The sequence below is a fragment of the Cryobacterium glucosi genome (assembly GCF_004402235.1).
GTDB classification, from domain to species: Bacteria; Actinomycetota; Actinomycetes; order Actinomycetales; family Microbacteriaceae; genus Cryobacterium; species Cryobacterium glucosi.
Window position 1 is genome coordinate 358,184 of sequence record NZ_SOFS01000019.1, and the last position, 13,826, is coordinate 372,009.

Here is a 13,826-nt window from a genome sequence, read left to right on the forward strand (position 1 = left end):
CCCGAGGCTCGTCCCTGTTTCAGTGAGCGTGCGTCGCGGGGAATTCCCAGCGCCGCGGCGGAACCGCACGGTCGCCGAACTGGGACTGCTGCTCATACTGAGCCTGCTGTTGCCCCTGTTGAGCCTGCCAGGCCTTCTGGGCGCGCTCGGCGTCTTCTGCCCTGGTCGTCAGCACGGCGAGCTCGGCACAGGTGGCTTCGCCGACCTCGACAAGCCGCCGCATGTGTTGCAGGCAGCCCGGCAGATCATTGCGCGAGAGCGCACTGTGCACGAGGGCAGCGGTCGCTTCGAGCACGACGGCTCCCACCATCGTGCTCGTCGAACGGATGCTGAGGAGGACGACGTGCGCCTCTTCCAGGTCAGGCCGGGCGAGGGACTCCGCAAGCCGCTCGGCCCGGCTGGGCCAGAGGGCGATGAAGTCGCGCAGGAATCGGTGACGCAGCGAGGTATCGCCGCCCACCTGGTTGAGCAGCGTCTCGAGCGCCCCGTCTTCGAGTAGGGCGATCACACCCGGTAGCCCCGGTGACGCTTGACGAGTGTGCCGAACATGGTGAGGGTCTGGATGATGGTGGTGACGCCGAGGATCGGCCAGCCGATCCAGAGGACCGTCGACTGCGCCACCACGGGCAGCTGCAGCCAGATGAACACGAGCGCGGCGAAGAAGGCCGTCGCGAAGATGAGCGGGAAAAGGAAGGCGTTTCCGGAGCCGCGCTCTGCCTTGGCCTGCTCCGCCCAGTTGTCGACCTGCTTGTTGCTCGCGAACTTCGTCCAGGCCCTGAGGAAGTGTCCGATTCGCACCCACATGTAGATCTCCGCGGGGAACCAGGCCAGCGCGAAGAAGAAGTCCCGCCCGTTGCGGTTCTTCATCGACCAGGCCGTGCGGAAGTTGAGCAGCAGTGCGACGAGCGGCGGGATCAGCCAGACCGGGCTGAACACGAAGGCGCCGATCGACAGGGATGCGGCGAGCAGGATGATGAACAGACCACGGGTGACGATGTTGACGGCCATCGAGAAGTTCTCGATCCAGCGGAGCCGGAGGTTGGGGTGGAAGGGCTGCCCCTTCGTGTCGCCGCGCTGGCCGGGCCACATCAGCTCGATGGCGCCGAAGTTCCATTTGACCTGCTGGGCGTCGAGGCCGCGCAGGGTCGTCATGCCGCCGACGTTGGCGCGGGCCTGGGCGCTGATCTTGGTCAGGTAGCCGGCGCTCTTGATCTGCAGGGAGAGGAGGGAGTCCTCGACCTCGCTGTCCTTCACCCACGGAGTGGACTGCTTGCTGTCGATCATGACTTCCTGGAGGGTCCGGATCGAGAAGATCGAGAACTGCCCGCCGAGGACGGCCATGTTGCGGCCGCGGAGCATGTTCTGCATGTTGAAGGCGGCGAACTGGGTGCGCTGGCCGGCGATGAGGAACTTACCCATCGTGCCGTCGATCTGGCTGTCGTCGATGCTGTAAATGGCGGAGATGCCGCCGACGCGGGTGTCGGAGGAGATCTCGGCCTCGAGGTGCCAGACCGCCCGGGGGTCGGCGGTGGTGTCGCCGTCGACGCCGAGGAGGTAGTCGCAGCCCTCGATGAGCGAGAAGCCGTAGTTGAGCGCACCGACCTTCTTGTCCGGGTTCTCCCCGATGTCGTGGACGAAGATCTCGGTGAACTGCTCGACACCGTCGGTCATCCGCATGTGCGGGCCGGCGTAGTGGCTGGCGATCTCGACCGTGTCGTCCGTCGTGTTGTTCACGACGACGTGGATCACGTCGGGAAGACGCGTCTGGGCGAGCAGGGAATCCAGGACTGAAGCGATGGAGTCCGCTTCGTTGTACGCAGGAACGATGCACCCGATGGTCGGGCGGAACACGGGCAGAGCGTCGACGATTTCCGTGAAATCGTTCGCGTAGGCCGCGAGGGAAGGGTCAACCGGGGGCTGGGCCTTGACATACGGGGAATTCTGGGGGTTCTCGTTCACAGGTCTTACTCTCCCATCCGAACCGCAACTTTTGCCACACCCCCGGTCAAGGTCTCCGCAAGATAAGCTCAAGCGCAGCCCCCCTGTTCGGGCTTGAACCACGATCCACGGGAGTCCTCATGCCTGCTCGTTCCCTCTCACGAGTGCTTCCCGCGCTCGGTCTGGGTCTTCTGCTCACAGCGTCTCTGAGCGGATGCGGCCAGGCACCCTGGTCGACGGGTCTCGCCTCGAGCACGCCGACGGCCACCTTCTCGGTGGCCCCGATCATTCCGGTGATCAATGACCTCGCGACCGGTTCGACGACCCGCAACCTCAAGGCCGGCGATGTCACCCTCGCCGTGAACTACTGGTCGACGCTCAACATCGGCGAATGGACACCCTCCGCGAACAAGCCGATCAGCTTCTCTCTGATCGGAACCCTCGGAACGGACGACGGCCAGGCCGTCTACCTCTCCCGGGTGAGCGTCGCCGCGTCCGTGAAGGGCCCCAGCGGCCCCCTGACCGCCCCACCCGCCTCGGTCGACCAGGCCTCGATCGCGCCCGGCTACCTGATCAAGACGCCGTACAGCTACAGCCAGACGTTCATCCTGCCCGCGGTCGACCCCGCTGCGACGAGCATCACGCTCGCATTCACCTACGAGGTCCTCGTGCAGTCGACGCCGACCTCGGCGGCATTCGCCAAGTCGACGGCGAGCGACGAGATCACCGTCGCGCTCACCCCCGCCGGATAGCCGCCGGTCGGCCGGCTTCCGCGACTCGGTCCGTCGGGTCTCAGGCCGCTTCGGAGACGACCGTGATGTCGTTGCCACCGCCGCGCTTGAGCGTGCGGATGGCCTCGGTGACGGCCGACGTGAGCACGCCGAGCTCGTAGCCGTGGTCGAAGGTGTCCGCGATGGCGAAACTCGCGGTCAGGCGGATGCGATAGGAGTCCGTGACCGGTTCGTCGACGAGCGCGGTCTGGATGCGTTCGGTGATGCTCCGGGCCTCCGTTGCGGACGAGACACTGACGAGAATGAGGAAGCTGCCGGCGGCGGGGTGCCCGATCAGGGCCATCACGGGCGCGCTGTACCGCAGAGTCTGGGCGAACCGGGCGATGGCCGCGTCACCTGCGGCGCGCCCGAAGGCGGTGTTGATCTCCGGGAGGTTGTCGATGTCGGCACCGATCACGGCGAGTCCGAGCTGCCAGCGGTCGGCCCTCTCGATGTGGTCGGTCGCCGCCTGCACGAAGGCACCAGACGTCATCACGCCCGCCGCAGAGTGGATGCCATCGGTGAAGTCCCCGACGGCGTTGTTGCCGAGCTTCTCGGCGCGGAGGATCGAAATGGCGATGGAACCGACCACGATCAGGGACATGTTGACGATCGACGCAGATCCTGTTCCGAAGAACCGGGAGAAGTCCGGGTGGTCGTGGCCGAGCGCGACCAGGGCGACCACCCGCGCCGACGTGTAGACCGTCACGATCCAGAGGCTCAGACCCAGAATCCTGCCGTTGATGTTCCTGCCGAGCCTGCCCCGCAGCGCCTCAGAACCGCCCAGGGCGCCGAAGGCGGCCATGGCCGCCCAGGTCACCCCTGAGGCGCCCCAGCCGTCGCCGCCCGGCGCAGTGACGAGCGTCCAGATCGCGACGACCGCTCCGGCCGCTCCGACGGTCCACAGCAGGGACTCCCGCGAGTTGTAGAGGCGGGAACCGCTCCAGAACGCCCCGGACAGCACGACGAGGCCGACGTTGCCGACCAGGAGACCCCACCAGTTCGATGCCCCGATGATCGCCACGCCGTAGCCGAAGGCCACGGCGATCCCTGCGATGAAGGCGAGGCTCCAGAGCTTGCCCGCCGCGTCATTGCGGTTGAGGGCCGTGTTCAGGATGAACGACACCCCGCAGAGCACGACGATGAGCGCGCTGACGATAAAGAGTGTGGTCGAGTCCAAGTGCTGGGCCCCCTTCTGAGGGCAGTCTATCGGCTGGCGACGGGCGTCAGGGGTAGCGTGAAGACCGCCACCGAGCCTTTGCCCTTGGTGGATTCGAGGCGCAGGTCGCCCCCGTGCTTGCGCATGATGTCCCTGCTGATGCTCAGCCCGAGCCCGGTGCCGTGCACGCTCGAATTCCGTACCGAGTCCGCACGGTAGAACCTGTCAAACAGTTTGGTCTGTTCCTCGGCGGTCATCCCCCTGCCGGTATCCGAGATCCGCAGTTCCGCCAGCCCGTCGGCGACGGCCAGCGTGACCCCGATCCGCCCGGACTCGACGTTGTACTTGATCGCGTTCGAGAGGACGTTGTCGACGACCTGCCGCAAGCGGAACGCATCCGCTTCGACCGTGACGGCGGGAAGGGCCTCGACATCGAACCCGATGGTGCGTTTGGAGGCCGAAGGGCCGGCGGACTCGAGAGCGTCAGCGACGATCCCGGCCAGGTCGCACGGGGCGACGTTGAGCGGAGGCTCGTGCTTCGAATCACTCGCGTCGGTGAGCAGCCCGGAGACCATCTCGAGCAGTCGGTCGGAGTTCTTCGACGCGACCTCGAGCATGCCCCTGGTCGACGGGTCGAGACGTTCGTCATCGAGAGCGAGTTCGAGGTAGCCGAGGATGGACGTGAGCGGTGTGCGCAACTCGTGGGACACCGAGGCGACGAGGTCGTCGCGGGCCTGGATCGCCCTGACTTCCGCGGTCACGTCGCGCGAGACCATGACGCCGCCGTCGTAGTCGCCGTTCTCGTCGGTGATCGGTCGCGCGGAGACCAGGAGGGCAGCCTGCTGCTGGCCGGGTTCGCCGACCCAGACGGTGAGGCGGTCGATGGTCTCCCCGCGGAGCGCCCGGGAGTACGGCCGGTCCAGCTCGTCGTACGGGGTCACCCTGTCTTCGTGGAACACCGTGCTGACGACTGCCGGCCGGTTGTCTGTCGTGCCATAGAGGGCGAGCAGCTCGCGCTGCGCACGGTTCAGGAAATTCGCCGTGGAGGCACGGTCGAATCCGACGACCCCGAAGTCCACAGCGTTGAAGAGTTCGTCGAGGGTCTGCTCCTGGCGGCGTGAACGTCGCAGGGCCGACTCGAACAGGCCGGCCTGCTGGGTGAGGAGCACCCGCTGCGCCGCGGCGCGCTTGGTCGTCAGGTGCGTGGTCACCGCGACGAAGCCCAGCATGGTCGGTATCATCGCGAGCTGGGGAACGTCGGCCAGGGAAATGGGCACGGAACGGAACAGGGTCCCGCCCCAGATCATGACGGCCGCCAGGATGACGCTCCCCGTCGCACCCCGCGCTCCGAAGTGCGTCGACAGCCAGATCACGGGAAGCACCAGGAGGAAACTCGCGCCGATCGCGGTCGCGGCCTGCCAGATCAGCACGATCGCGATGATGTCGACGACGGGAAGCAGGACGATCCAGTACTTGGAGTGGTCGCTCCACGTGACGAGGGCGCTGACGGCCGTGACGATGAAAATCAGGAGCACGCCGAGGAAGAACATCGGGGAGCTCAGCCGCTGGATCGCGGTGAGCCCGGTGACAGCGACGAGGAAGAGGGTCGCCCCGGCGAGGAGAAGCTGGGAGAGGAAGACGGAACGGTCGAGGCGCGACAGATTCGACCTCACCGCTCGGTCCATCCCGGTCTCACTCATGGACTGAGACTATCGGTCAGGTCGCCGGGGCTGCAGCAGGAGTCTCTGCTCCAACGGTTGGACCGATCGGGAGGTCGCCAGCGGGGACGACCGCTGCGGCCCCATAGCGCTCGAGACGGGACAGGGTCTTCTCAAAGCTCTCCGGAACGCCGTAGTGGAAGCCCTGGGCGCTGCGGATGCCGATGGCAGCGAGATGCCTGACCATCGCCTCGTTCTCCACGCCCTCGACGATCATCGAGTATTCGAGGTTGTCGCCGAAGCCCTGCAGCGCGGTGAGCACCTCACGCTGGCGGATGTCATCGAGGTCATCGACGAGGCTGCGATCGATCTTCAGGATGTCCATGGGCATCCGCACGAGCGCGTCCACCGAGGAGTCCTGGGACCCGTAGTCGTCGAGGGCGATCAGCAGCCCCAGGTCGCGCAGCCGGTCGGCCTGCGAGCGGATGGCGGGGGTCACCCGGGCGACGGAACGCTCGTTGAGTTCGAGGCACAGCGAGATTCCCGGATACCGTCCGGCGAGGTCTTCCATGAAGGTGCCGACCCGGTCGGGCACGATCTGCCCGGCCTCGACGTTGATGGCCATGCAGGTGACCCGGGGTTCGACGAGGCGGAAGTCGGCGGCCGCGGCCATGGCCTTCACGGCGACCTGCCGGGTGAGGGCGTCCATCCGGCCGAGTCCCTTGGCCTTCTCCACGATGGACGGCGGCGAAAGCGGGCCGAGAACGGGGTCGTTGTAGCGGACAAGTGCCTCGAACGCCCAGATCTGGCCCGTGACGAGGCTGACGATCGGCTGGAACGCGAGTTCGAGGAGGTCCTCGTCGATGGCGTGCGCGATGATGTCGTTGATCTGGGAGGAGCGGTGGCTCGAGATGTTGATGCTGCTCTCGTTGGCCGGTCCGCCGCGGCGCCGCGACTTCTTGATCGCGAGCATGGCCCGGTCGGCGTCCTGCACGAGCTGGGAGACATCCGTCTCCCGGTGGGCCGAATAGGCGAGGCCGATGCTGAGCGTCGGGGTGTAGCTGCTCGAGCCGAGGGTGAGCGGCTGCACGGAGGTCTCGAGGATGCGTTCGGCGATCTCCTTCGCCTCGCCGAGAGAGGCCAGGTGAGTGAGGATCACGACGAATTCGTCACCGCCGACGCGAGCGACGACGTCGCTCGGTCGCACGACCATGCGCAGCCTGCGGCCGAGTTCCCTGAGCAGGTCGTCTCCGCTCTGGTGCCCGTGCCGGTCATTGAGGCGCTTGAAGTCATCGAGGTCCAGGAACAGGACGGCGAGGGCCTCCGAGTAGTCACGGTGGTCGTTGATGTTCGCGAGCGCCGTCTGGAAGGCCCGGTAGTTCGGCAGGCCGGTGAGGGGGTCGGTGTTGGCGCGGGCGGTGAGGCCGCCGATGTTGTAGTGGGCGCTCATCGCGAGTTCGGCCGCGCGGGCGAGGGCGTTGAGTGCGCTCCTGTCGTCGGTGGTGAAGACGCCACCCATCGGCTCGCGGCCCGCGACGACGAACCGGGTGTCGGACTCGGACAGCAGGATGGGGGCGCTGATCTCCCCGACGCGCGCCGCGTGGTCGCGCACGGCGACGTACTCGACGCCGATGGTCGTCCGCACGGCCTCGTGAAGCAGTGCGAGGACCCGGGAGGTCGCCTCGGCATCGTCCTCAGGCCCGGACTGGACACGGCCGGCGGAGATGTCCTCGCGCCCGGCGGCGCCGAGCGCCGCAGCGCCCGTGATGAGACCGGTGAGCCGGCTGCGCATCGTGACGACGCGGCCGATGAGCTTGATCCCGACGCCGGCGAGAGTGAAGGCGAGCAGGGTTGCGATCACGAACACGATCGGGTCCCGACTGACGGCCAGGCCTGCGTCGTGGAAGACCACGACGAGCGCGGACAGGAGTGCGCAGCCGAGCACCATCAGCGCCAGCCGCGCCGGCGCGATCAGGGGGCCGGTGCGGTTCGCGATCGGCCGGACCAACACCATCCGCAGGTATTCGATGATCGCCACGAGCGCGACATACGCGGCGCCGGCGCAACCGGCGGCGAGATAACTGGGGAGGCCGAAGGCGGTCGCGCCTGCGAGGACGGCGACGGCCGCGGCACTGCCGGTTCCCGCGAGTCCGGCACTGTAGAGGGCGACGTCGACGCGTCGGGAGCGCACCAGGACGATGAGCAGCACTCCGAGGACGATGGCGCCGGCCGCGGCCAGCGGGCTGACGACGGTGTAGAGCACGGGCAGCACCAGGATGGGCAGGCTCACGACGGGGCTGCGATGCCGTTCAGGGCCCAGGCGCACCCAGCAGACGTTGAGCGCTGCGGCGCAGAAGACACCAGTGGCGGCGACCCACCAGGCGGACCCCGGCTGACCGGTCAGCGACAGGATCGCGGAGACCACGACGACGCCGGCGATGGTCGCGAAGAGTGCGATGATCACGCGCCGCACGCCCTCTGAAACGCGATACCCGCCCATGGTGTTCCACAGTAGTGCACGCGGTCCGGCGGTCGCCTCCGCGACCGGAAAAGTCACCGTCGGTCAGGACGCGAGCAGGTCCGCGGCGACGAGTTCGGCGATCTGGACGGCGTTGAGCGCGGCGCCCTTGCGCAGGTTGTCGTTGGTGATGAACAGGGCCAGTCCACGCCCATCCGGCACTCCGGGGTCCTGGCGGACCCGACCGACGAAGCTCGGGTCCTTGCCCGCGGCCTCGAGCGGAGTGGGGACGTCCGTGAGCACGACGCCCGGAGCATCCTTGAGCAGCTCGAGCGCACGGGCGACCGAGAGCGGGTTCGCGAATTCGGCGTTGATGGACAGGGAGTGGCCCGTGAAGACCGGCACCCGCACGCAGGTACCCGAGACAAGCAGGTCGGGCAGTTCGAGGATCTTGCGGCTCTCGTTGCGCAGCTTCTTTTCCTCGTCCGTCTCGAAGAGTCCGTCGTCGACGATCGAACCGGCGAGCGGAACGACGTCGAAGGCGATCGGGCGCACGTACAGCACGGGTTCGGGCATCGGGACGGCGGACCCGTCGTGGACGAGCTGGAGGAGGTTGTCGCTGTGCGCGGCGGCGCGGATCTGGCTCGCCAGTTCCTGGGCACCGGCGAGCCCGCTGCCGGACACGGCCTGGTAGGTGCTCACGATCAGGCGCTGCAGCCCGGCTTCGTCGTGCAGGACCTTGAGCACCGGCATCGCGGCCATCGTGGTGCAGTTCGGGTTCGCGATGATGCCCTTGACCGCGTGGTGAATGGCTTCGGGGTTGACCTCGCTGACGACGAGGGGAACGTCGGGGTCCATCCGCCAGCCGGACGAGTTGTCGATCACGGTGACGCCGGCAGCGGCGAACCGGGGGGCCTGGACCTTGGACAGGGTCGCCCCGGCGGAGAAGATCGCGATGTCGAGCCCGGTCGGGTCGGCCGTCGCGGCGTCTTCGACGACGATCCGGTCGTCCTTCCACGGCAGGGTGGTTCCGGCCGAACGGGCAGAGGCGAAGTAGCGGATGCCCGCAACCGGGAAGTCCCGCTGCTCGAGCAGGTGCCGGACGACGGCGCCCACCTGGCCGGTTGCCCCGACGACTCCGATGTGGATTCCTGCTGTGCTGCTCACGGTTTCTTCCCTAGTATCTGTCTGTCGTGCTGTCTGACGGTCTGACTGCGGGTGACGCGGTGTGTGGCTCGGTTCCCGGCGATGCCGGGGCGGCGCGGCTCAGCGGCCGGTGCCGCCGTGCACGACGGCCTCGGCGTCGTCGTCGAGGTCGAACGCGGTGTGCACGACCCGGAGCGCCTCGTTGATGGTGTCCGCGCGGGTGACGACCGAGATGCGGATCTCGCTCGTCGAGATCATCTCGATGTTGATCCCGGCCTCGTAGAGTGCGGCGAACAGCTTCGCGGAGACACCGGTGTTGGTGCGCATGCCCGCGCCGACGAGGGCGAGCTTGCCGATCTGGTCGTCGTACTGCAGGCTCGCGAACCCGACGTTTCCGCGTTCGTTCGTCAGCGCGGTCAGGACCCGCTGTCCTTCCGACTTCGGAAGGGTGAAGGAGATGTCGGTCAGCCCGGTCGAGGCGGCGGACACGTTCTGGACGATCATGTCGACGTTGGCGTTGGTGTTCGCGACGATCTTGAAGATCTGCGCGGCCTTGCCGGGGATGTCGGGAACGCCGACGACGGTCACCTTCGCCTCGCTGAGGTCGGCGGCGATCCCGGCGATGATGGGCTCTTCCACTTTTTCTCCGATCAGGGATTCGGTCGTACTGGTAACGGGAGGCGTGCCGACGGTTCCATCCGGGAGCGCGGTCGCCGGGTCGGTCGTGTCGGGGTTGTACACGATCGTGCCGAGATTGTTGTTGAACGATGAGCGCACGTGCAGGGTCACCCCGTGCCTGCGGGCGTATTCCACCGCCCGGATGTAGAGGACCTTGGCGCCGGCGGCGGCGAGCTCGAGCATTTCCTCGCTCGAGATGCGGTCGAGCTTGTGCGCCCGGGGAACGACGCGCGGGTCCGCGGTGAACACGCCGTCGACATCCGTGTAGATCTCGCAAATGTCGGCGTTCAGGGCGGCGGCGAGGGCGACGGCCGTGGTGTCCGAGCCGCCGCGACCGAGGGTCGTGATGTCCATGGTGTCGCGATTGAAGCCCTGGAAGCCTGCGACGATCGCGACGGCGCCCTCGTCGAGAGCCGAGCGGATGCGACCGGGCGTGACGTCGACGATGCGCGCGGCGCCGTGGTGCGCGTCGGTGATCATGCCGGCCTGGCTGCCGGTGAAGGAGCGCGCGTCGTAGCCCATGCTCTTGATCGCCATGGCGAGAAGGGCCATGGAGATGCGTTCGCCTGCGGTGAGGAGCATGTCGAGCTCGCGCGGCGCCGGGATCGGGGTGACCTGGTGGGCGAGGTCGAGGAGCTCGTCCGTGGAGTCGCCCATCGCGGAGACGGCGACGACGACCTCGTTGCCGGCCTTGCGGGTGTCGACGATGCGCTTGGCGACGCGCTTGATGCTTTCGGCGTCTGCGACGGATGATCCGCCGAACTTCTGCACGATCAAGCTCACGTGGCGCTCCTGGGGGTTCGGGTCTGCGGGCATGGCGGGCATAGCCCCGTCTTCCATCCTAAATGCTGATGTATTCGGCACCGGCAATGTGACGCCGCGCACGCGGGCGTGGAGCCGGGGTCAGCTCGAGACGGTGCGGCGACCCTCGAAGGCACGGCCGAGGGTGACCTCGTCGGCGTACTCGAGGTCGCCACCGACGGGCAGGCCGGAGGCGAGCCGGGTGACCGTGATCTCGAGGGTCGTCAGCAGGCGCGACAGGTAGGCCGCCGTCGCCTCGCCCTCGAGGTTCGGGTCGGTCGCGATGATGACCTCCTGGACGGTGTTGTCGGAGAGGCGCTGCAGCAGCTGGCGGATGCGGAGCTGGTCTGGCCCGATGCCGTCGATGGGGCTGATCGCGCCACCGAGCACGTGGTAGAGCCCCTTGAACTCGCGGGTGCGCTCGATCGCCACGACGTCTTTGGCCTCTTCGACGACGCAGATCATCGCGGGATTGCGGCGCGGGTCGCGGCAGATCATGCACGTCGGCTGCTCGGAGACATTGCCGCAGATCTCGCAGAAGCGCACCTTGTCGCGCACCTCGAGGAGGACATTGGCGAGGTGGGTGACGTCGAAGCTCTCGGTCTGCAGAATGTGGAACGCGATACGCTGCGCGGACTTCGGCCCGATTCCGGGCAGGCGGCCGAGTTCGTCGATCAGTTCCTGGACGATTCCTTCGTACATGGGTCAGTCGCCTCTGGTTCGGGGTGCCGGTTCGTACGGCTGTTCTTCGAGGAAGGTCGCACCGAGGACCTCGCGGACGACGGATTCCCCGTAGCGCTGCTTCTCCTCGAAGGCCGGGCTGCGCCTGCCGTTCGGGCCGATGGTGTTCGGCCCGGTGTGGGTGACGTTGCGATCGACCGGTGCCGGCTGCGCCTGGGATGCGGGAGGCACCTGGCGCGCGGGCGACCGGTTCTGACCCTGTCTGGCCGAGCCCGCGTTGCGGTCCGGTGGGGTGTCCTCGTCCGGCGGCACGTCGCTGTCGTCGTACGGCGGCGGTTCGTCGTCGTATGGCGGTTCACCCTGTCGGGCAGCGGATGCCGTGGGGCCGGGCGCTGCCGGAGCCGAGGGTGCCGGTGTTGCCGCGTTCGGTGCAGCGGCGGCAGGGGCAGCGGTCGCGGCAGGTGCGGTCGCGGGGGCCGTCGCCCCGGTGGACGCGTCGCCCGCGCCCGGAATCGCGACGGTCGCCCAGGCGGTGACGGAGCCGGTCGGCTCGACGGGGGTGGACCGCGGTGCCGATGCCGGCTGAGCGGATGCCCGGGTCGGGGCGTTGGACCCTGCGGTGGCCGAGGGTCCGGTCGGTGATGCTGACGCGTCCGGGCGTCCGAACGGTGTGTCGGCTGCGCCGTCGCTCACCGCAGCGGCCGGCGGTGCGGCCTGCGACGCGGCGGCGGCAGGGCTCGATGTCTGTGGCTCTGGCGCGGGCGACGCACTGGGCACAGCTGACGGGCCGGCGACGGGGGTTGATGCCCCGGGCTCGGTGACCTTGGCGATGAGGCGCGGCGTGAAGCCGAGGACCGAATTGACCGCCCGTTTGAGGTAGTCGCCGACGCCCTCCCCCGGCGCGGCTGACTGCTTGAGGCCGGCGACGTCCTTCTGGCTCGGGAACGACAGCACGAGGAGGTCGCCGTCGCGGAATTCGAGCACGTTCGCCGTGTAGAGCACGAGCCACGCGCTCGTCTTGGCGGTCTGGACGGCCTCGAGGACCTCTGGCCAGGCGTCCTTGACCTGCTGGAACGTGACCGGCCCGATCGGGCGGGCCGCGGCAACGACGGCCGGCGCGACGGATGCCTGACCTGCCGGAGGGCTCGTGGGAACAGTGGAGACCGCGGGGGTCACGGGGGCTTCGGGCGCAGGCGCACCGCGATCGGCGACCGGCACGGGGCGTGCATCGGGGGCGTGCGAAGCATCCGTCGGAGACGAAACGGCGGGCGTCGCGGAGCTGGGAGCCACCGATGCGGCCGAGCTCGTATCGGCACCGCTTGTACCGACATCGCTTGCACCCACAGCGCTCGTACCAACACCGATGCGGCGCTCGAGCCGTTCCACGCGGGCGAGCGCGCCGCGGGTGGAGTCGTCGCTCGCGGGGATCAGCACGCGGGCGATCATGAGTTCGAGGTGCAGCCGGGGCGAGGTCGCGCCGGTCATCTCGGTGAGTGCGGTGTTGAGGATGTCGGCGGTGCGGGAGAGCTCGGCCGGGCCGAACTTGGCGGCCTGAACGGCCATCCGCTCGATCTCGTCTTGCGGAACCCCGCGGAGCACGGCGGACGCGCCCGCTGCGGAGGTTGCGGCGACGACGATGAGATCGCGCATGCGCTCGAGGAGGTCTTCGACGAAGCGGCGCGGGTCCTGGCCGGTCTGGATGACCCGGTCGACCGCGTCGAAGGCTGCGGCGGGGTCGCGGGCGGCGATCGCGTCGATCGACTCGTCGAGCAGGGACGCGCTCGTGTAGCCGAGGAGGGCGACCGCGCGGTCGTACTCCACGGAGTGGTCGTCGGAACCGGCCATGAGCTGGTCGAGGAGCGAGAGGGTGTCGCGGGGCGACCCGCCGCCGGCGCGGACGACGAGCGGAAGCACGCCGGGTGCGACGGCGACCTTCTCGCTCTCGCAGAGCGTCTGCACGTATTCGAGCATCGGGCCCGGCGGGACGAGCCGGAACGGGTAGTGGTGGGTGCGCGAGCGGATCGTGCCGATGACCTTCTCGGGCTCGGTCGTCGCGAAGATGAACTTCACGTGTTCCGGCGGCTCTTCGACGATCTTGAGCAGAGCGTTGAAGCCCTGCGGCGTGACCATGTGCGCCTCGTCGAGGATGAAGATCTTGTAGCGGTCGCGGGCGGGCGCGAAGATGGCGCGCTCCCGGATGTCGCGGGCGTCGTCGACGCCGTTGTGGCTCGCGGCATCGATCTCGACGACGTCGAGCGAGCCGCCACCGTCGCGGGAGAGCTCGACGCAGCTCGGGCAGACACCGCACGGGGTGTCGGTCGGGCCCTCTGCACAGTTGAGGCAGCGGGCGAGGATGCGCGCACTCGTGGTCTTGCCGCAGCCGCGGGGGCCGCTGAACAGGTACGCGTGGTTCACCCGATTCGTGCGCAGGGCCGTCATCAGGGGTTCGGTCACCTGGGACTGGCCGATCATCTCGGCAAAGGTCTCTGGCCGGTAGCGGCGATACAGGGCGGTAACCACGGATCAATCGTAGCCGG

Annotated in this window: 10 protein-coding genes; 1 reads left to right on the plus strand and 9 read right to left on the minus strand. The window is 68.2% G+C overall.

The window, feature by feature from the left end; genetic code table 11:
- Positions 1 to 19 precede the first annotated feature (19 nt).
- Both E3O46_RS10325 and E3O46_RS10330 read right to left on the minus strand, forming a co-directional pair.
- The gene (locus E3O46_RS10325) at positions 20 to 508 is read right to left on the minus strand and encodes a hypothetical protein (RefSeq protein WP_134449863.1); all 489 of its coding nucleotides are present in this window, start codon (positions 506 to 508) and stop codon (positions 20 to 22) included.
- Complete coding sequence (locus E3O46_RS10330) at positions 505 to 1,959, minus strand: glycosyltransferase family 2 protein (RefSeq protein WP_134449862.1); 1,455 nt, start codon at positions 1,957 to 1,959, stop codon at positions 505 to 507. Before E3O46_RS10330 ends, E3O46_RS10325 begins: the two co-directional genes overlap by 4 nt.
- A 119-nt stretch (positions 1,960 to 2,078) precedes the next feature.
- Between E3O46_RS10330 and E3O46_RS10335 the strand changes: the two genes are divergently transcribed.
- The gene (locus E3O46_RS10335; protein ID WP_134449861.1) at positions 2,079 to 2,690 is read left to right on the plus strand and encodes a hypothetical protein; all 612 of its coding nucleotides are present in this window, start codon (positions 2,079 to 2,081) and stop codon (positions 2,688 to 2,690) included.
- Between the two features lie 40 nt (positions 2,691 to 2,730).
- On the opposite strand, the gene E3O46_RS10340 is transcribed toward E3O46_RS10335, so the two are convergent.
- The 7 genes from E3O46_RS10340 to E3O46_RS10370 all read right to left on the minus strand — a co-directional run bounded on the left by E3O46_RS10340 (position 2,731) and on the right by E3O46_RS10370 (position 13,809).
- Positions 2,731 to 3,888, minus strand: coding sequence for a GGDEF domain-containing protein (locus E3O46_RS10340; RefSeq protein ID WP_134561649.1), 1,158 nt, complete (start codon positions 3,886 to 3,888; stop codon positions 2,731 to 2,733).
- Positions 3,889 to 3,914: 26 nt separating this feature from the next.
- Positions 3,915 to 5,567, minus strand: a complete 1,653-nt coding sequence (locus tag E3O46_RS10345; RefSeq protein ID WP_134449859.1) for a sensor histidine kinase — start codon at positions 5,565 to 5,567, stop codon at positions 3,915 to 3,917.
- 16 nt (positions 5,568 to 5,583) lie between these two features.
- Complete coding sequence (locus tag E3O46_RS10350; protein WP_134561650.1) at positions 5,584 to 8,025, minus strand: EAL domain-containing protein; 2,442 nt, start codon at positions 8,023 to 8,025, stop codon at positions 5,584 to 5,586.
- A gap of 63 nt (positions 8,026 to 8,088) precedes the next feature.
- Positions 8,089 to 9,150 (minus strand): aspartate-semialdehyde dehydrogenase, encoded by a 1,062-nt coding sequence (locus E3O46_RS10355; protein WP_134449857.1) that lies wholly within the window; start codon positions 9,148 to 9,150, stop codon positions 8,089 to 8,091.
- A gap of 99 nt (positions 9,151 to 9,249) precedes the next feature.
- Complete coding sequence (locus tag E3O46_RS10360; protein ID WP_134450073.1) at positions 9,250 to 10,590, minus strand: aspartate kinase; 1,341 nt, start codon at positions 10,588 to 10,590, stop codon at positions 9,250 to 9,252.
- Between the two features lie 120 nt (positions 10,591 to 10,710).
- On the minus strand, positions 10,711 to 11,310 hold the full coding sequence (gene recR / locus E3O46_RS10365; protein ID WP_134449856.1) for a recombination mediator RecR: 600 nt from the start codon (positions 11,308 to 11,310) through the stop codon (positions 10,711 to 10,713).
- Between the two features lie 3 nt (positions 11,311 to 11,313).
- Entirely contained in the window at positions 11,314 to 13,809 is a 2,496-nt protein-coding gene (locus E3O46_RS10370) for a DNA polymerase III subunit gamma and tau (RefSeq protein ID WP_134561651.1), read from the minus strand.
- Positions 13,810 to 13,826: the final 17 nt, after the last annotated feature.

Excerpts from the sequence above, each read along its gene's own strand:
- E3O46_RS10335 (WP_134449861.1), top strand. The coding sequence starts at position 2,079 with ATGCCTGCTCGTTCCCTCTCACGAGTGCTTCCCGCGCTCGGTCTGGGT.
- E3O46_RS10345 (WP_134449859.1), bottom strand. The coding sequence starts at position 5,567 with ATGAGTGAGACCGGGATGGACCGAGCGGTGAGGTCGAATCTGTCGCGC.
- recR (WP_134449856.1), bottom strand. The coding sequence starts at position 11,310 with ATGTACGAAGGAATCGTCCAGGAACTGATCGACGAACTCGGCCGCCTG.
- E3O46_RS10350 (WP_134561650.1), bottom strand. The coding sequence starts at position 8,025 with ATGGGCGGGTATCGCGTTTCAGAGGGCGTGCGGCGCGTGATCATCGCA.